Below are 18,249 nucleotides of genomic sequence, written 5' to 3'. Positions count from 1 at the left end.
CAGACATGCCCACGATTCTCGGCCAGAACCAGTACGGCAAAGCAGAGAACCGCGTCGTCAAGATCACGCGGGACGGCGCCACCCACCACATCAAGGACCTGAACGTCTCCGTCGCCCTCTCCGGCGACCTCAGCGACGTCCACCTCACCGGCTCCAACGCCAACTGCCTCCCCACCGACACGACGAAGAACACCGTCTTCGCGTTCGCCAAGGAGTACGGCATCGAGTCCGCCGAGCAGTTCGGCATCCACCTCGCCCGCCACTTCGTGACGAGCCAGGAGCCGATCAAGCAGGCCCGGATCCGGATCGAGGAGTACTCCTGGGAGCGCATCGCCTCCTCGGACGCCAACTCCAAGTTCATCGGCTCCGACGAGGTCAACCACTCCTTCGCCCGCAAGGGCCAGGAGACCCGCGTCACCCAGATCACCTACGACGGCGAGAAGTGGGAGGTCATCTCCGGCCTCAAGGACCTCGTCGTCATGAACTCCACCAACTCGGAGTTCTGGGGCTACATCAAGGACCAGTACACGACGCTCCAGGAGGCGTACGACCGCATCCTGGCCACCCAGGTGTCCGGCCGGTGGCGGTTCAACTGGACCGACGACGACCAGCGCATGCCCAACTGGGAGCGGTCCTACGAGCAGACCAAGAAGCACATGCTCGAGGCCTTCGCGGAGACCTACTCGTACTCCCTCCAGCAGACGCTGTACCAGATGGCCACCCGGATCATCAACCACCGCTCGGAGATCGACGAGGTCCGCTTCTCGCTCCCGAACAAGCACCACTTCCTGGTCGACCTCGAGCCCTTCGGCCTGAAGAACGACAACGAGGTCTACTACGCCGCCGACCGCATGTACGGCCTCATCGAGGCCACCGTCCTGCGTGACGGAGCCACGGCGCAGATCCCGGTCGACATGACCAACCTCTAAGCGGCATCTGAGTGAACGGCCCCCGCCCGCCCGCAGTCGGGCGGGGGCCGCACCAGACCGGAGGGAACCTTCCCATGGCACAGCCCGCACAGGGGCCGGCAACCGCCGAAGGCCCGTGTTCCACCCCCTCGCCCGCCCCGGCCCCCTGCCACCCGGTGGACGAGAAGCTCCCCGTCTCGCGGCTCGTCCCCGCGGCGCTCCAGCACATCGCCGCCATGTACGCCGGCGTCGTCACCCCTCCGCTCATCATCGGCCAGGCCGTCGGCCTGGACGCGGCCGGAATGACCCGGCTCATCGCGGCCAGTCTGCTGATCGCCGGCTGTGCGACCGTCCTGCAGACCCTCGGCGCCGGACGGTTCGCCGGAAACCGGCTCCCGTTCGTCAACGCGGCCTCGTCCGCCGGCATCGCCCCGATGCTCGCCATCGCCGAGACCAGCGCACCCGGACACCAACTGCCCGCCATCTACGGCGCGGTGATGGTCGCCGGAGTCTTCTGCCTCGCCGTCGGCCCCTTCTTCGGCCGGCTCCTGCGCTTCTTCCCGCCGCTCGTCACCGGCGTCGTCATCACCCTCATCGGGGTCACCCTGATGCCCGTGCCCGTCGCCTGGGCCCAGGGCGGCGACCGGACCGCCGCCGACTTCGGCGCCATGAGGTACCTGGCCCTCGCCGGGTTCACCCTCGTCGTCATCCTGCTCTTCCAGCGCTTCGGCAAGGGCTTCGTCAAGCAGATCGCCCTGCTCCTCGGCCTCTTCATCGGCACCCTCGCCGCGATCCCCTTCGGGATGGCCGACTTCGGCGCCCTGCGCGAGGCGCCCGTCGCGGCCCTGCCCGCGCCCTTCGCCTTCGGCGCCCCCGAGTTCCAGCCCGCCGCGATCCTCTCCCTGTGCATCGTCATGCTGGTCCTGATGACGGAGTCCAGCGCCGGCATGCTCGCCCTGGGCGAGATCTGCGAGCGGCGCACCGACGGCCGGACCATCACCCGCGGCCTGCGCACCGACGGCGTCGCCACCCTCCTCGGCCCCGTCTTCGGCGGCTTCCCGACCTCGGCCTTCGCCCAGAACGTCGGCGTCGTCTCGCTGACCCGGGTCCGCTCCCGGTACGTGGTCGCCGCCGCCGGCGGCGCCCTGCTCGTCCTCGGCGCCTTCCCGGTCCTCGGCGCGGTCGTCTCCACGGTCCCGATGCCCGTCCTCGGCGGCGCCGGCATCGTCCTCTTCGGCTCGATCGCGGTCAGCGGCATCCGCACCCTCTCGGAAGCCGGACTCGACGACAGCTCCAACATCATCCTGGTGGCCGTCGCGCTCGGAGCGGGCATCATCCCGCTCGCCGCCCCCACCTTCTACGCCGGCTTCCCGGCCTGGGCGCAGACCGTCCTCGGCTCCGGCATCAGCGCGGGCGCGCTCGTCGCCGTCCTGCTCAACCTGTTCTTCCACCATCTCGGCACCCGGAGCCGTCAGGCGGCCCCGGCACTCAAATCCTCCTAGGGTCCTGCCGTGCCCACACCACCCCCGAGGAATGAAGGAAGCACCGCCATGGCAGCACCTTCGGCAGCCCCCCAGCGGATCGTCGTCGAGAACGCGGCGATCGCGACCGTCGACGCGAACGACACCGAGTACGCCTCCGGTTACCTCGTCGTCGCCGACAACAAGATCGAGTCCATCGGCGCCGGCAAGGCCCCCGAGGGTCTGGAGAACGTGGTCCGGCGCATCGACGCCACCGGTCACCTGGTCACGCCCGGCCTGGTCAACACCCACCACCACTTCTACCAGTGGATCACCCGGGGCCTGGCCACCGACCACAACCTCTTCAACTGGCTGGTCGCGCTCTACCCGACCTGGGCGCGGATCGACGAGCAGATGGTGCGCGCCGCGGCCCAGGGGTCGCTGGCGATGATGGCCCGCGGCGGCGTCACCACCGCCATGGACCACCACTACGTCTACCCGGTGAACTCCGGCGACCTCTCCGGCGCCATCATCGGCGCCGCCTCCGAGATGGGCGTCCGCTTCACCCTCGCCCGCGGCTCCATGGACCGCAGCGAGAAGGACGGCGGCCTGCCGCCGGACTTCGCCGTCGAGACCACCGAGGGCGCGCTCGCCGCGACCGAGGAGACGGTGAAGCGCTACCACGACGCCTCCTTCGACGCGATGACCCAGGTCGCCGTCGCCCCCTGTTCCCCCTTCTCCATCTCCACCGAGCTGCTCCGCGAGGGCGCGGCGCTCGGCCGCCGCCTGGGCGTGCGCATGCACACCCACGGCTCGGAGACCGTGGAGGAGGAGAAGTTCTGCCAGGAGCTCTTCGGCATGGGCCCGACGGACTACTTCGAGTCCACCGGCTTCCTCGGCGAGGACGTGTGGATGGCGCACTGCGTCCACATGAACGACTCCGACATCGCCGCCTTCGCCCGCACGAAGACGGGCGTGGCGCACTGCCCGTCCTCCAACGCGCGCCTCGCCGCCGGCATCGCCCGCGTACCGGACATGCTCGCGGCGGGCGTCCCCGTCGGCCTCGGCGTCGACGGCACCGCCTCCAACGAGTCCGGCGAGCTCCACACCGAGCTGCGCAACGCGCTCCTCATCAACCGCCTCGGCGCCCACCGCGAGGCCGCGCTCAACGCCCGCCAGGCCCTGCGCCTCGGCACCTACGGCGGTGCGCAGGTCCTCGGCCGCGCCGACAACATCGGCTCCCTGGAGGCGGGCAAGCTCGCCGACTTCGTCCTCTGGAAGATCGACGGCCTCGGCCACTCCACGATCGCCGACCCGGTCACCGCCATCGTCTTCGGCGCGGCGGCCCCGGTCACGGCCTCCTTCGTCAACGGCCGGCAGATCGTCGAGAACGACCGGCTGCTCACCGTCGACGAGGACACCATCGCGCGCGACGCGCGCACGGAGGCGCAGCGCCTGGCCCGCATCGCGGCCCGGGCCTGACCCTCCCCACGGAGTCCGGCCGAGGGGGACGGCCCTCGGCCGGTCGCCGCGGATCCGAGCGGGATCCGCGGCAGCCGGACCGGGAGGTGCCGTACGCAGAAGACCTACGGCACCTCCCGGAACGGTGAACCGCCCGCACCCCCACCGGGCGCCCCGCCCACGTGCCGCACCCCCCGCGGCAGCACCACCCCCCGGAGCCCCCGCCCGCCGGACTCCGCCTCCCGTGACTCCACCCCGGGGCCCCGCCCGCCGGAGCCCCACCCCGCGACGAGCCGCACCTCCCGCACCCGCACCGCATCGCACCACCTCCCAGACACCCGCGTCACCGCCGACGTGTAACCGACCGGAGGAACCGCCGTGGCAGCCAAGCCCCAGGTTCGCAATGCACAAGACGCAGGCTCCGCCCCCGAAGACCGCGAGAAGCATCCGGTCGACGAGACGCTGCCCCCCGTGAAGATGCTCACCAGTGGCCTCCAGCACGTGGCGGCCATGTACGCGGGCGTCGTCGCCCCGCCCCTGATCGTCGGAGCGGCCGTCGGCCTCTCCGGCACCGAACTCACCTTCCTCACCGGCGCCAGCCTCTTCACCGCAGGCCTCGCCACCTTCCTCCAGACGCTGGGCGTCTGGAAGATCGGCGCCCGCCTGCCGTTCGTCAACGGCGTCACCTTCGCCGGCGTCGCCCCGATGCTCGCCATCGTCGACACCACCGAGAACAAGGCCGACGCGCTCCCCGTGATCTTCGGCGCGATCATCGTCGCCGGACTCCTCGGCTTCCTCGCCGCGCCCTGGTTCTCCCGGCTCGTGAGGTTCTTCCCGCCGGTCGTCACCGGCACCGTCATCACCCTCATAGGCGTGTCCCTCCTCCCGGTCGCGTTCGGCTGGGCCCAGGGACCCAACCCCCAGGCGAAGGACTACGGTTCGACGACCTTCCTCTCCCTCGCCGGCATCACCCTCGTCGTCGTCCTGCTCCTGCGCCGCTTCACCCGCGGCTTCCTCAAGCAGGTCGCCGTCCTGGTCGGCCTCGTCATCGGCACCCTCATCGCCATCCCCTTCGGCGTCACCGACTTCTCCCCGGTGACCGAGGCGGACATCGTCGGCTTCCCGTCCCCCTTCCACTTCGGCGCCCCGCAGTTCGCCCTCGCCGCGATCATCTCCATGTGCGTGGTCATGCTGGTCTCCATGACCGAGTCGACCGCCGACATGCTGGCGCTCGGCGAGATCGTCGAGCGGCCCGCCGACGAGAAGACCATCGCCGCCGGACTGCGCGCCGACACCCTCGGCTCCGCGATCAGCCCCCTGTTCAACGGCTTCATGTGCAGCGCCTTCGCCCAGAACATCGGCCTGGTCGCCATGACCCGGATCCGCAGCCGCTTCGTCGTCGCCTGCGGCGGCGGCTTCCTGGTCCTCATGGGCCTCTCGCCGGTCGCCGCCTCGCTCATCTCGGTCGTGCCCCGCCCGGTCCTCGGCGGCGCGGGCGTCGTCCTCTTCGGCTCGGTCGCCGCCAGCGGCATCCAGACCCTCGTCAAGGCCGGCCTGGAGAAGGACAACAACGTCCTGATCGTGGCCGTCTCGCTGGCCGTCGGCATCATCCCGATCACGGCGCCGGAGTTCTACCACGCCTTCCCGGAGACCGCGAAGATCATCCTGGACTCCGGCATCTCCACCGGCTGCGTCGCCGCCGTCCTGCTCAACGTGGTCTTCAACCACCTGGGCCGGCGCCGGGACGACGACGAGGTCACCGCGCCGATGGAACCCGGCGAGGAGATCTCCGGCAGCCGCACCGCGAAGGCGGCGCACGTCCACTGAACCACCGTCCCGCCCCACCGGCCGCCCCGGCCCCCGCCCACGCCGCGGGGCCCGGGGCCGCCGCGCGTGCGACGGGCCCGGGAACGGCCGGCGATCCCACAGGAGCCGGCACCGGCACCGGGACCGTCGTCCTGATCAACCCCAACACCTCCGCCGCCACCACCGCGATGATGACCGCCATCGCCCGGCGGACCCTGGGACCCGCCCGCCCCGTCCGGGGCGTGACCGTGGCCCGGGGCCCGCGCATGCTCACCGACCCGGCCGCACTGCGCGCCGCCGCCCCCGAGGTTCTCGCCGCGGGAGCCGCCGCCACCGCCGGGGGCGACTGCGCCGCCCTCCTCGTCGCCGCCTTCGGGGACCCGGGCCTGGACGCCCTGCGCGCGGCGACCGGACTCCCCGTGGCCGGCCTCGGCGAGGCGGCGCTCCTGGAGGCCGCCGCCGACGGCACCCCCTTCGGCGTCGCCACCACCACCCCGCTCCTGGCCGACGCCATCACCGCACGGGTCGCGGAACTCGGCCTCTCCGAGCGGTACACGGGCCTGCGACTCACCGCGGGCACCCCCGAACACCTCTCCGCCGACCCGGTGGTCCTCCTCGACCGCCTGGAACGGGCGGTCCGCGCCTGCGCCGAACGGGACGGGGCCCGCGCCGTCGTCATCGGCGGCGGCCCGCTCGGCGAGGCGGCCGAGGAACTCCGGACCCGCTGCGCCGTCCGGATCGTCGCCCCCGTCCCGGCGGCCTGCCGCTCACTCGCCCGCCTGCTGACGGAGTGACGGGCGGAGACGCGGGACCGGACGGTCCGGGAAGGGACGGTACCGGCGACTCCGGACCCGATGGCCCCGGACCCGGCACCCCCGCTCACTCCTCCACCGCGATCCGGCGCCGGCACTCCCGGGCCAGGGACGGGTACGCCGCGCCGATCGCCTCGTACAGGCGCCTGCGCAGCAGCCGTTCGGCCTCGCCGCGTCCGGTCTCGCCGTACAGGCCGTCGAGCAGTGCTTCGTACCGCGAGAGTGCGTGCCGCAGATAGCTCACCTGCCACCGGACGAGCGACCCGGCGGGCGCCCCCGCCGTCCGCGCCGTGCCCTTGCCGTCCGGTCCGGGCGCTCCGGCCGTTCGCGCCCCGCCCCCGCCCCCGCCGTCCGGTCCGGGCGTTCCCGGGCTGCGGGCTCCCAGCAGGTGCCGGTGGCGGGCGGCGCGGCGCTCCAGTTCGGGGCCGGGCAGCCGGGGCACCTCGATCGGTTCCGCGCGGATCGCGGTCAGGACGGCGGCCCGCCGCCGCTCGGCGTACGCCCCGGCGGCCGAGGAGCGGGCCCGTGAGAGCTCCGAGGCCTCGGCGAACTCGGGCGTCCGCTCCACGGCCTCCACCCGGGCGAGCAGATAGAGCCGCACCGGCGCGAGGGACCAGCGGCGCGGGTCGCGTCCCTGCACGTCGGGCGTGCCGAGCAGGTCCCGGACCATCGCGTCGGTCCAGTTCCGCCGGCGCACCCCGGCGAGCGACACGTAGGTCGTACGGTCCGTCATGTTTCCCCCAGAACTCGACTACGGAGAGTGACGATTCCAGTGAAGCGCACCCCACTGACAACGCCCCGCCCAAGGTCCCCTCCCGGGTCCCGTTCGAGGCCCCCTCCGACGTTCCTTCCGGCACCCCCTTGTCGAGCCCGCCCCGACTGTGCGATATAGGTCTGGACCTTTCCGACGGACGGAGGCCGTACCATGCAACGCCCGTTCCCCCCACGCCGCTTGCCCGCCCTGACCGCGCTCCTCGCGCTCGTCCTCACCGCCTGCTCCGCCGCCGGAGCCGAGGCGAAGGACACCAGGGCCCCCACCGCGCCCACCGGCGTCACCGCCACCTCGGGCAGCTCGACCACCGTCCACGTCATGTGGAGCGCCGCCACCGACGACCGCGCCGTCACCGGCTACGAGGTCCACCTCGACGGCCGCAAGGTCAAGGACCTCCCCGCCACCACCCTCATGACCGACGTCGTCGGCCTGGCCCCGGCCACCCCCCACCGCTTCACCGTCCGCGCCCGCGACGCCGCCGGCAACGCCTCGCCCCCCAGCGCCACCGTCGCCGCCACCACGCTCCCGGCCGCCGTCGAGGACCGCACGCCCCCCACCGCCCCGTCCGGCCTCCGCGTCACCCCCGACGGCAGCCGCGCCGCCGCCCTCCGCTGGTCCCCGGCCCGGGACGACACCCGGGTCACCGCGTACGACGTCTACCAGGCCGACACCCGCGTCCACACGGTCCCGGGCACCGCCACCGACGCCCGCCTCACCGGCCTGCGTCCCGGCACCGCCTACGCGTTCACCGTCCGCGCCCGCGACGCCGCCGAGAACTCCTCCCCGGACAGCAACGCGGTCGACCTCACCACCGCCCCGGCCCCGGGCGCGCCCCCGAACACCGCCCCCACCGACCTCACCGCCACCGCCGCGAAGGGCGGCGAGATCACCCTCGCCTGGACCCCGCCGAAGACGGGCGCCCCGGTCACCCACCACGAACTCCACCTCAACGGCCGTTTCGCCACCACCATCGTCTGGGGCGCCGAGCCGCCCTCCGGCCGCGCCACCTACACCTTCCCGGTCACCGACCCCCCGGGCACCCGCTACACGCTCACCCTCCGCGCCCGGCTCCCCGACGGCACCTGGGGCGACTTCTCGGCACCGAGGACGGTGACCGTGCGCTGACCCCCGCCCCCGAGACCCCCGCCCCCGAGACCCCCGCTCCGAACTGCGGCGACACACCTGGCCCCTGCCCCTTGCAGCCCGGAACCGGCCACCCGGAACTACCCTGGGAAGCGTGGCCGAGACCGTTCTCACCAACACCGGACTCGACAGGTTCCTCGAACTCGTCGACGGAGCGCCCGAGCACCACGACCCCGCGTTCGCGCGTGCCGCCGAGGCGGTGCTCGGGCTCCTCGCGCTGCGGGGGGCCGACCGGGGGACGGGGCTGCCCGAGCCGACGCCCGAGCTGACCCGGCAGCTCCTCGTGGAGGACCTGCCGACGTTCGTGTACGCGCCGCCCGGCGAGCTCGCGCTCCACCCGGCCGTGCTCGGGGCGCTCGCCGCGCGTTTCGACGGGGACTGCGCCGAGCGGATCGCCGGAGTGGTCGCGGAGGCCGCGCCCGACTTCGAACGGGCCATGAAGGACCCCGGCAACCTCACCTGGCACCGCTGGTACGCCTCCCTCCTGCGGACCTGCGGCGCCGACCTCTCCGACCCCGAGGACGTACGGCGCAGGCTCGCCGCCCTCGACGGCGCGCCCCTCCCCGAGGGCGCGCGCCGGGCCGACCTCATGGGGCGGACCGCCCTCGCCGACGTCCTGCTCACCGAGGCCCTCACGCGCGCGTACGTACGGGACGCCGAGGCGCCGCCGCCCGTCGGGCCGCTGCTCACGGACCACGCCGTCGCGACCGGCATCGGGCGGGTGGCCGCCGCCCTCCAGGACCGGTGGACCGCCGCCGGCCTCGCCGCGCAGCTCGCCGGGCCGTACGCGCACTACGCCCCCGGCCCCGACGCCTTCCCCCACCTCGTCCTGGCCGACGCCCTCCTCGACGAGCACCTCGACCACCACGGCGACCCCGCCGTCCCCGTGCCCCCGCCGCCCGCGATCGGGCCCGGCCCCGTCGAGGACGACGCGAACACCCTCCTCACCGCCGTCGAGGAGCTCGCGGAGGAGGAGTACGAACCGTACGGGGGCGAGGCGCCGCACCTGCTCTACGTGGTCTACCAGCGCGGCTGCTCCGCCGAGTCCGTCGCCCGCAAGGCCGCCGAGTACGAGGACTGGACCGTCGACCCGGCCCTGGAGGACCTGCCCGTCGCGGTGCTGGACGGCGCGCCCGGCGCGTACGCCGTCCCGCCCGTGCCGGAGCTCGTCCGGCTCCTGGGCACGCCGGGCCTGAACGAGGCCGACCGCGCCCGGCTCGAAGGACCCGCCCGGGACCTGGCCGCCGTCCTCGACCGGCTCGCCGCCACCGGCCTGGTCTTCCGGAGCGGCGACGCCTTCGGCCTCACCCCGCGCGGCGCCGGCGCCGTGCGCTACCTGCTCGGCGTGCGCGGGGTCGCCGCGCCCGACGCCGCCGACGCCGCCGCCTGGTCCGCGCCCGCCCTGGTCGCCGCCGCCGGGGGCTGGTCCGCGCCCGTCGCCGCGCGCGTGCTCGCCGACTGGCTCCACGCGCGCGTGGACACCGCCCACGCCTGGACCGAGCTGTTCGACGCCCTCGGCACCGTCCACGCCGGCACCTCCGAAGCGGCCGTCACCCGGCGGCTCTTCACCGTCCTGGACACCACCACCGCCCCGCCCGGGGCGCTGCGCGCCGCCCTCCGCGACCCGGTGCTCGGCGCGTACGCCCTCCGGGCCCTGGAGGACCGGGGCGAGGAGGCCGACCCGGTCCAGGTGCCGGCCTCGGCCCGGGCCCTGCACGTCCTCGACGGGCTGCCCGCCAAGAAGGGCCCCCTGGAGTCCCGCCGCGCCGCCTTCGACGAAACGGCCGCCGCCTGGCCCGGCGGCTCCGCCGCCCTGGTCCGCGCGATGGCCGGGGCGGACCGGCACGAGACGGAACACGTCCTCGGCCCGCTCGGCATCGCCCTGCCGTGACGACGGAAAGCCGTGACGACGGAAAGCCATGAGGACGGAAAGCCATGACGACGTGAAAGCCGTGACCCCGGAAAAAGGGACGGGCCCCGCTCCCGGTGCTGTGCGACACCAGGGGCGGAGCCTGTCCGGAACGCCGTCCGACGACTGTGCGGGCAGCCGGATCAGCGGTACGGGGCGACCGTACGGATCGAGTCAGCCGACCAGCCGCTCGTACGCGGGAAGGGTCAGGAAGTCGGCGTAGTCCGCGTCGAGGGAGACGTGGAGGAGCAGGTCGTGGGCCTGCTGCCACTTTCCGGCCGCGAAGGCCTCCTCGCCGGTCTCGGCGCGGATCGCGGCCAGTTCCTCGGCGGCGACCTTGCGGGCCAGCTCCGGGGTGGCCGCCTCGCCGTTCTCGAAGACGACGCCCGCGTTGATCCACTGCCAGATCTGGGAGCGGGAGATCTCGGCGGTGGCCGCGTCCTCCATCAGGTTGAAGATGGCGACGGCGCCGAGGCCGCGCAGCCACGCCTCGATGTAGCGGATGCCGACCTGGACGGCGTTGCGCAGGCCGTCGTAGGTGGGCTTCGCGTCGAGCGAGTCGATCGCGATCAGGTCGCCGGCCGCGACGGAGACGTCCTCGCGCAGGCGGTCCTTCTGGTTCGGCTTCTCGCCGAGGACGGCGTCGAAGGAGGCCATCGCGATCGGCACCAGGTCGGGGTGGGCGACCCAGGAGCCGTCGAAGCCGTCGCCGGCCTCGCGGTCCTTGTCGGCCTTGACCTTCTCGAACGCGACCTTGTTGACCTCGGCGTCCTTGCGGGACGGGATGAAGGCCGCCATGCCGCCGATCGCGTGCGCGCCGCGCTTGTGGCAGGTGCGCACGAGGAGTTCGGTGTACGCGCGCATGAACGGGGCCGTCATCGTGACCGCGTTGCGGTCCGGCAGGACGAACTTGGCGCCGCCGTCACGGAAGTTCTTGACGATGGAGAAGAGGTAGTCCCAGCGGCCCGCGTTCAGGCCCGCGGCGTGCTCGCGGAGCTCGTAGAGGATCTCCTCCATCTCGTACGCGGCCGTGATGGTCTCGATGAGGACCGTGGCGCGGACGGTGCCCCGCGGGATGCCGACGTACTCCTGGGCGAAGACGAAGATCTCGTTCCAGAGGCGGGCCTCCAGGTGCGACTCCGTCTTCGGCAGGTAGAAGTACGGGCCCTTGCCGAGGTCGATCAGGCGCTGGGCGTTGTGGAAGAAGTACAGGCCGAAGTCGACGAGCGCGCCGGGCACCGGCCGTCCCTCGAAGGTGAGGTGACGCTCCTCCAGGTGCCAGCCGCGCGGCCGCATGACGACCGTGGCCAGCTCGTCGGCGGGCTTGAGGGCGTACGACTTGCCGGAGCGCGGGTCCGTGAAGTCGATGTTCCGGGTGTACGCGTCGATCAGGTTGAGCTGGCCCAGGACCACGTTCTCCCAGGTCGGCGCCGAGGCGTCCTCGAAGTCGGCGAGCCACACCCGCGCGCCGGAGTTGAGCGCGTTGATCGTCATCTTGCGGTCGGTGGGGCCGGTGATCTCGACCCGGCGGTCGTTCAGGGCCGCCGGGGCCGGCGCGACCTTCCAGGAGTCGTCGGCGCGGATCGCGGCGGTCTCCGGCAGGAAGTCCAGGGTGGACGTGCGGGCGATCTCGGCGCGGCGCTCCGCCCGGCGGGCGAGGAGCTCGTCCCTGCGCGGGGTGAACCGCCGGTGCAGTTCGGCGACGAAGGCCAGAGCGGCCTCGGTGAGCACCTCTTCCTGGCGCGGCAGGGGCTCGGCATCGACGACGGCCAGGGGGGACGGCGCTGGTGCGGACATGAACTGTCACTTCCTTCAGCGGACTTCGCGGGCGGTGCCAGGCGGCCGCCGGGCGTCACGGGAGGGCACGGAGTGCCACCGAAGCCGAGATACGGCCGCGAGCGCCTGCTGAACTGACAGGCGCTTCTGAACAGTGGATACTAGTTTCCTCATGGTGGAAGTTCAATGGTTTGTTGATGTCGAGATTCTCCGGATCGACAGAACGCGGCGCTCAGTGCCAGGCCGCTCACTCCGGGTCGTCCGGTAGCCGGGGCGCTCGCTTCCGGCCGCACACGTCGCCTCCCCCGCTCCGGGCCGCTCACTCCAGGCGGTACAGGTCCGCCTCGGTGTCGATGTCGTAGGGCTCGGCCACGTCCGAACAGTCCACCGGCGTGATCGCGTCCCGGTGCGCCGCCAGATAGCCCCGCGCGCCCCGGTCGCCCACCGCCGTCTCCGCGATCCCCGCCCAGCGCCCGGCGCCGAACAGCACCGGATGCCCCCGCCGCCCGTCGTACGAGGCCGCCGCGAGCGAGTCCCGCGAGCCGTACGCCGCCCGGACCCGGGCCACCGCCTCCGCCCCGATCCCGGGCTGGTCGACCAGGGACACGAGCGCCGCGTCCACCCCGCGCGGATCGGCGGCGAGCGACGCGAGCCCGACCCGCAGCGAGGAGCCCATCCCCGCCGCCCACTCCGGGTTGTCCACCAGGACGCATCCGGGCAGCTCCGCCCGCTCCCGCACGGCGTCGGCCGACGCCCCGAGCACCACGTGCACCACCTCGCACCCGGCCGCGCGCAGCACCCCCACCGCGTGCTCCACCAGGGGACGGCCCCGGTGGGTGAGGAGCGCCTTGGGCCGGCCCCCGAGCCGCCGCCCGCCCCCGGCGGCGAGCAGCAGGCCGGCCACGACGGGGGAGCGGTCGGAGGTGAACGGGGCGGTTCGGTCGTCCGGAGTCGTCATGGAGACTGCATACCGCATTCGGACGGAAACACGCTGTCGTCCGAATCAGCCTTGCGGGGGGTGGCGCGGCGGGGTGGCGAAGGAGTTAACTGGCCCGACTCGCGGCGCCCGACCGTCCCCGGAGGACCGGTCGGGAGCGTTCCGCGTGCTCGGGGTGTGGAGTTCTGCGCACAGTGTCGTGCGAGGGGGAGAGCCATGTTGCGAAGCGTGGAGCAGAGGCCGGTGGGCATCGAGGGCGTGGACCCCAGGGTGGCCGAACTGCGCTCGGCCGTGTCCCGGCTCAGGCGCGAACTGGCCTCGCACCGCGCCGAGTTCGCCGACCGCGAGATCGCGGAGGGGGAGCTCGCGGCGCTCGACGCCATGGCGCTCGGCGGCGCTCCGGAGGTACGGCGGCTGCGCCGCTCCCTGCTGATCGTCGCGGGCTGCGTCGGCTCCGTCAGCGCGCTCGCCGGTGCCCTCGCCGGGGTCCGCCGCGCCGTCGAACTCTTCGGCGCGCCACCGGAGCGGAGCGCCGGCGGCTGAGGGCCCGTCAAGCACCCGTGGGAAACCGGGAAGTCACCGCCTGATCAGCCGCCGGGCCGTCGCCGTCGCCACCGCCGCCGTGCGGGAGTCCACACCCAGCTTCGCGAAGACGTGCACCAGATGGGACTTCACCGTCGCCTGGCTCAGGAACAGCGCCTTGCTGATCTGCGCGTTCGACAGACCCTCGCCGACCAGCTGGAGCACCTCCAGCTCCCGCTTGGTCAGCGCCTCCGCCGGGGTCCGCATCCGGTCCATCAGCCGGTGCGCCACCGCCGGTGCGAGGGCCGACTGCCCGGCCGCCGCCGTCCGCACCGCCGCCGCCAGCTCCTCCGGCGGCGCGTCCTTCAGGAGGTAGCCGGAGGCGCCCGCCTCCACCGCCGCCAGGATGTCCGCGTCCGTGTCGTACGTCGTCAGGACCAGCACCTTCGGCCCGCCCGGCGCCGCCGTGATCGCCGCCGTCGCCTCCGAGCCGTGCATCCCCGCGCCGAACTGGAGGTCCATCAGGACCACGTCCACGCCCCCGGCGGCGGCCAGCTCCACCGCGCGCTCGGCGCTGGCGGCCTCCGCGACGACCGCGAAGTCCGGCTCGGTGTCCAGGACCGCGCGCAGGCCCGCCCGCACCACCGGATGGTCGTCGGCGAGCAGGAGACGGATGGTCATGCGGAACCTCCGGAGGGAGAACCCCCGTCGGGCAGGGGCAGTGAGACGGCGACGGCGGTGCCCTGGCCCGGCGCGGACTCCACGGTGAACGTGCCGCCGAGCGACTCCGCCCGCGACCGCATCGCCGGAAGCCCGAAACCGCCCTCGGACGAGAGCCGTACGGAACCGGGCTCGAAGCCCTTCCCGTCGTCGACCACGTCCAGGGTCACCGACGCGTCCATGAACGACAGGGTGATCTCCGCGCGCGAGGCCGAGGCGTGCCGCACCGTGTTCGCGAGGGCCGACTGCGCGATCCGCAGCAGCGCCACCTCGTACGGGGTCGGCAGCTCCACCGGCGTCCCGCTCACCGAGAACCGGACCCGGGGCCCCGCCCCCGGCCCGTACGGACCCGCCCCCGCCCCCGGTTCGCACAGGCGCTCCAGGGCCGCCGCCAGGGACCCGTGCTCCAGGTCCGACGGCGTCAGGGCCCGCACGAAGCGCCGCGCCTCCGTCAGGTTGTCCTGCGCGGCCCGGCGCGCCCGCTCGATGTGCCCGGCGGCGGGCGAGTCCGGCGGCAGCGCCCGCTCGGCCGCCCGCAGCAGCAGCTGGATCGAGGACAGGCCCTGCGCGAGCGTGTCGTGGATCTCCCGCGCGAGCCGCTCCCGCTCGGCCAGCGTCCCGGCGTGCCGCTCCGCCGCCGCCAGCTCCGCCCGCGCCCCGATCAGTTCCTCGATGAGCCGGCGCCGCCGCTCGCTCTCCCGGTAGAGGGCCTGGTAGCCGAGGACCGTCGCCACCGCGACGGCCGCGCCGAGCAGCGGCCCGATGAAGACCCCCGGATTGAGCGCGGCGCCGTGCCCCACGTACGACAGGATCGCCGCGCCCGCCGTGAGCGCCACCGCCGGCAGCGACCAGCGGGCGGGCAGCAGGTGCAGCTGGAGGAAGTACAGCGGGAACGCCACCCAGAGCGCCTCCGCCGTCAGGCAGAGCATCACCAGCCAGGCCGCCCCCAGGACCCCCAGCCAGACGGCGGCCGCCCGCCGGGAGCTCCGTACCGGAGGCAGGTGCGAGCCCGCCGCGTAGACCGCCCCCGTCACCGCCGCCGCCATCGTCCCGGCGACCGAGTGCGCCCGGACGGCCGCCAGGACGAGCAGGCCCGCCATGAGCAGGTGCAGACAGAGGCGCAGCACGAACGGGGCGGGGGTGAGGGTACGCCGGGCGGGGTGGGGGGAGGAATGGGGAGGCATGATCCCTCCAGGGTAGACAGCGGGGGACGATCCGGACTCAACCGAAAGTTCGATCCCGGAGCCATCCGCCGCGCGATGCCCGCGAGGGGGCGCGCGGACCACGCTGGACCCCATGTTCGTGGCATGGAGAGACCTGAGATCCGCCAAGGGGCGGTTCACCCTCATGGGTACGGTGATCGTGCTGATCACCCTGCTCGTGGGACTGTTGTCCGGGCTGACCGCCGGGCTCGCGCGGGAGAACGTCTCCGCGATCACCGGCCTGCCCGCCGACCGGCTGGCCTTCGCGGCGCCGCCGTCCGGGCGGACGGTCTCCTTCACCGACTCGACGGTGACGGAGGACCAGTGGCGGGCGTGGGCGCGGCGGCCCGGGGTGACGGGCGCGGAGCCGCTCGGCATCCGCACCCTCGACGCGACCGCCGGCGACCGCACGGCCGCCGTCTCCGCCTTCGGTACGGAACCGGGCGCGGGGCTCGCGCCCGGCGCGGTCGGCACGGGGCGGGCGGTCCTGTCGGAGTCGGCGGCCGAGGAGCTGGGCGTGGGCGCCGGCGGCACGGTCCGCCTCGGCCCCGTGGAGGTCGCCGTCGCGGCGGTCTCCGGCGACGCCTCGTACAGCCACACGCCCGTGGTGTGGACCTCCCTCGACGACTGGCAGCGGATCGGGCACACCGGCACCACCGCGCGGGAGCAGGCCACCGTCGTCGCCCTGCGCGGGGGGGACGGGGCCGACTGGGCGGCCGGCGACCGGGCCGTCGGCACCGAGGCGCGGACCGTCGACGACGCCCTCACCGCCATCGGGTCCCACCAGGCCGAGAACGGCTCCCTCCAGCTCATGCGGGGCTTCCTCTTCGCCATCTCCGCCCTGGTCATCGGCGCCTTCTTCACCGTCTGGACCATCCAGCGCGCCGGTGACGTCGCCGTCCTCAAGGCGCTCGGCGCCTCCACCCCGTACCTCCTGAAGGACGCCCTCGGGCAGGCCGTCCTCATGCTGACCGCCGGGACCCTGCTCGGCACCGCGCTCGCGGTCGGCATCGGCGCCCTGGTCGGCGGCGGGGGCGTGCCCTTCGTCCTGGAGCCGCTCACCGTCCTCGGCCCGGCCGCCGTCATCGTCGTGCTCGGCCTGCTCGGCGCGGCCCTGTCCATCCGGCGGATCACCGCCGTCGACCCCCTCACGGCCCTGGGCAGCGCCCGGTGAGCCGCCCCGCCACCCACCGGAGCACGGAGCACCCGATGAGCCTCGTCCTCGACGGCGTCACCCTCACCTACCCCGACGGCGACGGCCGGCTCACCGCCCTCGACGCCGTCTCCCTCACCGTCCCCGCCGGGACGCTCACGGCGGTCGTCGGCCCCTCCGGCTCCGGCAAGTCCAGCCTGCTCGCGGTGGCCGCCACCCTCGTCACCCCGGACCGGGGACGGGTCGTCGTCGCCGGTACGGACACGGGCGCGCTCACCCCGGCCGCCAGGGCGGAGCTGCGGCGCGAGCACATCGGGATCGTCTTCCAGCAGCCCAACCTGCTGCCCTCGCTGAGCGCGGCGGAGCAGTTGCAGGTGATGGCCCACCTGTCGGGCCGCTCCCCGAAGGCGGCACGGGGCCGGGCCCTGGAACTGCTCGACGCGGTGGGCCTCGCGGACGTGGCCGGACGCCGGCCGCACCAGCTGTCGGGCGGCCAGCGGCAGCGCGTCAACATCGCGCGGGCCCTGGTGAACGAGCCGTCCGTCCTCCTGGTCGACGAACCGACCAGCGCCCTCGACCACGAGCGCGGGGCGGCGGTCATGGACCTGCTCGCCCGGCTGACGGGGGAGCGGGGCACGGCGACGGTCCTGGTCACCCACGACCGGACCCACCTGTCCCGGACGGACCGCACGGTCACGGTCCTGGACGGGCGCCTGACGGAGGCCGTGCCGGTGTGATCCCCCCGGCATGCGCGAGGGCGCCCGGAACCCCTCGGTTCCGGGCGCCCTCGCGCCGTTCAGGCCTGGCCGTTCCCCGCCGTGTTCACCAGCGCCGCCGACAGGTCGCGCGCCACCTCCTGGAGGAGCGGGACGATCTTCTCCGTGGCCGCCTCGGTGACCCGGCCGGCCGGGCCCGAGATGGAGATGGCCGCGGCGGTGGGGGAGTCCGGCACGGAGACCGCGAGGCAGCGGACCCCTATCTCCTGCTCGTTGTCGTCGATCGCGTACCCCGCCTCGCGGACCGCGACGAGCGCGTCGAGGAAGCCCTCGGGCGTGGTGATGGTCTTCTCGGTCGCGGCCGGCATGCCGGTACGGGCCAGCAGCGCGCGCACCTCCTCCGGCGGGGTGTGCGCGAGGAGCGCCTTGCCGACGCCGGTCGAGTGCGGCAGGACCCGCCGGCCGACCTCGGTGAACATGCGCATCGAGTGCTTGGACGGCACCTGCGCCACGTACACGATCTCGTCGCCGTCGAGCAGCGCCATGTTCGCGGTCTCGCCGGTCTCCTCGACGAGCCGGGCGAGGTACGGCCGGGCCCAGGTGCCGAGGAGGCGGGCGGCGGACTCGCCGAGCCGGATGAGCCGGGGGCCGAGCGCGTACCGCCGGTTGGGCTGCTGGCGCACGTAGCCGCAGGCGACCAGGGTGCGCATCAGACGGTGGATGGTGGGGAGCGGCAGCCCGCTGCTGGCGGAGAGCTCGCTCAGCCCGACCTCGCCCCCGGCGTCGGCCATCCGCTCCAGGAGGTCGAAGGCGCGCTCGAGGGACTGGACGCCCCCGCTCGCGGCGGGTTTGGCGGCGTCGGTGGTGCTGGCGCTGGACGTCGGCACGTCACGGTCCTTTCGGGGCGGGCGGGCAAGGCAGCAGCCTACCGGGCCACCTGTCGGGGCACACG

At 74.0% G+C, this 18,249-nt stretch carries 16 protein-coding genes; 10 read left to right on the top strand and 6 right to left on the bottom strand.

Annotated features, from left to right (window positions below):
• Positions 1–5 precede the first annotated feature (5 nt).
• The 5 genes from pucL to ACFY7E_RS21975 all read left to right on the top strand — a co-directional run bounded on the left by pucL (position 6) and on the right by ACFY7E_RS21975 (position 6,429).
• Positions 6–929: a factor-independent urate hydroxylase gene (pucL, locus tag ACFY7E_RS21995; protein ID WP_383443783.1), complete on the top strand. Its 924-nt coding sequence runs from the start codon at positions 6–8 to the stop codon at positions 927–929.
• 74 nt (positions 930–1,003) lie between these two features.
• On the top strand, positions 1,004–2,410 hold the full coding sequence (locus ACFY7E_RS21990; protein ID WP_389487275.1) for a nucleobase:cation symporter-2 family protein: 1,407 nt from the start codon (positions 1,004–1,006) through the stop codon (positions 2,408–2,410).
• 48 nt (positions 2,411–2,458) lie between these two features.
• Complete coding sequence (locus tag ACFY7E_RS21985; RefSeq protein WP_389487273.1) at positions 2,459–3,850, top strand: 8-oxoguanine deaminase; 1,392 nt, start codon at positions 2,459–2,461, stop codon at positions 3,848–3,850.
• A 456-nt stretch (positions 3,851–4,306) separates the two neighbouring features.
• Positions 4,307–5,656 carry a nucleobase:cation symporter-2 family protein gene (locus ACFY7E_RS21980; RefSeq protein ID WP_389487338.1) on the top strand — a complete coding sequence of 450 codons (1,350 nt, stop codon included), beginning with the start codon at positions 4,307–4,309 and terminating at the stop codon, positions 5,654–5,656.
• A gap of 131 nt (positions 5,657–5,787) precedes the next feature.
• Complete coding sequence (locus tag ACFY7E_RS21975; protein ID WP_389487336.1) at positions 5,788–6,429, top strand: aspartate/glutamate racemase family protein; 642 nt, start codon at positions 5,788–5,790, stop codon at positions 6,427–6,429.
• A gap of 85 nt (positions 6,430–6,514) precedes the next feature.
• Here the strand turns inward: ACFY7E_RS21975 and ACFY7E_RS21970 are convergent, their stop codons facing one another.
• Positions 6,515–7,180 carry a hypothetical protein gene (locus ACFY7E_RS21970; protein WP_389487271.1) on the bottom strand — a complete coding sequence of 222 codons (666 nt, stop codon included), beginning with the start codon at positions 7,178–7,180 and terminating at the stop codon, positions 6,515–6,517.
• Between the two features lie 192 nt (positions 7,181–7,372).
• On the opposite strand from ACFY7E_RS21970, the gene ACFY7E_RS21965 reads away from it, so the two are divergent.
• Both ACFY7E_RS21965 and ACFY7E_RS21960 read left to right on the top strand, forming a co-directional pair.
• On the top strand, positions 7,373–8,344 hold the full coding sequence (locus ACFY7E_RS21965; protein WP_389487269.1) for a fibronectin type III domain-containing protein: 972 nt from the start codon (positions 7,373–7,375) through the stop codon (positions 8,342–8,344).
• A gap of 112 nt (positions 8,345–8,456) precedes the next feature.
• Positions 8,457–10,253: a hypothetical protein gene (locus ACFY7E_RS21960; RefSeq protein ID WP_389487267.1), complete on the top strand. Its 1,797-nt coding sequence runs from the start codon at positions 8,457–8,459 to the stop codon at positions 10,251–10,253.
• Positions 10,254–10,445: 192 nt separating this feature from the next.
• Here ACFY7E_RS21960 and aceB read toward each other — a convergent pair whose 3' ends face one another.
• Together aceB and ACFY7E_RS21950 are read right to left on the bottom strand one after the other, a co-directional pair.
• Positions 10,446–12,068, bottom strand: coding sequence for a malate synthase A (gene aceB, locus ACFY7E_RS21955; protein WP_389487265.1), 1,623 nt, complete (start codon positions 12,066–12,068; stop codon positions 10,446–10,448).
• A 298-nt stretch (positions 12,069–12,366) separates the two neighbouring features.
• A complete protein-coding gene (locus ACFY7E_RS21950; protein ID WP_389487263.1) occupies positions 12,367–13,005 on the bottom strand; it encodes an NTP transferase domain-containing protein in 639 nt (212 codons plus the stop codon).
• Between the two features lie 195 nt (positions 13,006–13,200).
• Here ACFY7E_RS21950 and ACFY7E_RS21945 point away from each other — a divergent pair, with 195 nt between their 5' ends.
• Positions 13,201–13,527 carry a DUF5955 family protein gene (locus tag ACFY7E_RS21945; protein ID WP_389487261.1) on the top strand — a complete coding sequence of 109 codons (327 nt, stop codon included), beginning with the start codon at positions 13,201–13,203 and terminating at the stop codon, positions 13,525–13,527.
• A gap of 33 nt (positions 13,528–13,560) precedes the next feature.
• Here the strand turns inward: ACFY7E_RS21945 and ACFY7E_RS21940 are convergent, their stop codons facing one another.
• On the bottom strand, positions 13,561–14,187 hold the full coding sequence (locus tag ACFY7E_RS21940; protein WP_389487259.1) for a response regulator: 627 nt from the start codon (positions 14,185–14,187) through the stop codon (positions 13,561–13,563).
• Entirely contained in the window at positions 14,184–15,410 is a 1,227-nt protein-coding gene (locus tag ACFY7E_RS21935; protein WP_389487257.1) for a histidine kinase, read from the bottom strand. The genes ACFY7E_RS21940 and ACFY7E_RS21935 overlap by 4 nt, the downstream gene beginning before the upstream one ends.
• Positions 15,411–15,522: 112 nt before the next feature.
• On the opposite strand from ACFY7E_RS21935, the gene ACFY7E_RS21930 reads away from it, so the two are divergent.
• Together ACFY7E_RS21930 and ACFY7E_RS21925 are read left to right on the top strand one after the other, a co-directional pair.
• On the top strand, positions 15,523–16,602 hold the full coding sequence (locus tag ACFY7E_RS21930; protein ID WP_389487255.1) for an ABC transporter permease: 1,080 nt from the start codon (positions 15,523–15,525) through the stop codon (positions 16,600–16,602).
• Between the two features lie 35 nt (positions 16,603–16,637).
• On the top strand, positions 16,638–17,318 hold the full coding sequence (locus ACFY7E_RS21925) for an ABC transporter ATP-binding protein (protein ID WP_389487253.1): 681 nt from the start codon (positions 16,638–16,640) through the stop codon (positions 17,316–17,318).
• Between the two features lie 59 nt (positions 17,319–17,377).
• Here the strand turns inward: ACFY7E_RS21925 and ACFY7E_RS21920 are convergent, their stop codons facing one another.
• Entirely contained in the window at positions 17,378–18,184 is an 807-nt protein-coding gene (locus ACFY7E_RS21920) for an IclR family transcriptional regulator (RefSeq protein ID WP_383444611.1), read from the bottom strand.
• Positions 18,185–18,249: the final 65 nt, after the last annotated feature.

Source organism: Streptomyces sp. NPDC012825, assembly GCF_042900925.1.
Lineage (GTDB): Bacteria > Actinomycetota > Actinomycetes > Streptomycetales > Streptomycetaceae > Streptomyces.
This window is presented reverse-complemented; position numbering and strand designations above follow the sequence as displayed.

What these genes read in the sequence shown, in the direction of transcription:
- ACFY7E_RS21990 (WP_389487275.1), top strand. Translation starts at nt 1,004, where the DNA reads ATGGCACAGCCCGCACAGGGGCCGGCAACCGCCGAAGGCCCGTGTTCC.
- ACFY7E_RS21945 (WP_389487261.1), top strand. Translation starts at nt 13,201, where the DNA reads ATGTTGCGAAGCGTGGAGCAGAGGCCGGTGGGCATCGAGGGCGTGGAC.
- ACFY7E_RS21965 (WP_389487269.1), top strand. Translation starts at nt 7,373, where the DNA reads ATGCAACGCCCGTTCCCCCCACGCCGCTTGCCCGCCCTGACCGCGCTC.
- ACFY7E_RS21950 (WP_389487263.1), bottom strand. Translation starts at nt 13,005, where the DNA reads ATGACGACTCCGGACGACCGAACCGCCCCGTTCACCTCCGACCGCTCC.
- ACFY7E_RS21940 (WP_389487259.1), bottom strand. Translation starts at nt 14,187, where the DNA reads ATGACCATCCGTCTCCTGCTCGCCGACGACCATCCGGTGGTGCGGGCG.
- ACFY7E_RS21930 (WP_389487255.1), top strand. Translation starts at nt 15,523, where the DNA reads ATGTTCGTGGCATGGAGAGACCTGAGATCCGCCAAGGGGCGGTTCACC.
- aceB (WP_389487265.1), bottom strand. Translation starts at nt 12,068, where the DNA reads ATGTCCGCACCAGCGCCGTCCCCCCTGGCCGTCGTCGATGCCGAGCCC.
- ACFY7E_RS21985 (WP_389487273.1), top strand. Translation starts at nt 2,459, where the DNA reads ATGGCAGCACCTTCGGCAGCCCCCCAGCGGATCGTCGTCGAGAACGCG.
- ACFY7E_RS21935 (WP_389487257.1), bottom strand. Translation starts at nt 15,410, where the DNA reads ATGCCTCCCCATTCCTCCCCCCACCCCGCCCGGCGTACCCTCACCCCC.
- ACFY7E_RS21980 (WP_389487338.1), top strand. Translation starts at nt 4,307, where the DNA reads ATGCTCACCAGTGGCCTCCAGCACGTGGCGGCCATGTACGCGGGCGTC.
- ACFY7E_RS21970 (WP_389487271.1), bottom strand. Translation starts at nt 7,180, where the DNA reads ATGACGGACCGTACGACCTACGTGTCGCTCGCCGGGGTGCGCCGGCGG.
- pucL (WP_383443783.1), top strand. Translation starts at nt 6, where the DNA reads ATGCCCACGATTCTCGGCCAGAACCAGTACGGCAAAGCAGAGAACCGC.
- ACFY7E_RS21925 (WP_389487253.1), top strand. Translation starts at nt 16,638, where the DNA reads ATGAGCCTCGTCCTCGACGGCGTCACCCTCACCTACCCCGACGGCGAC.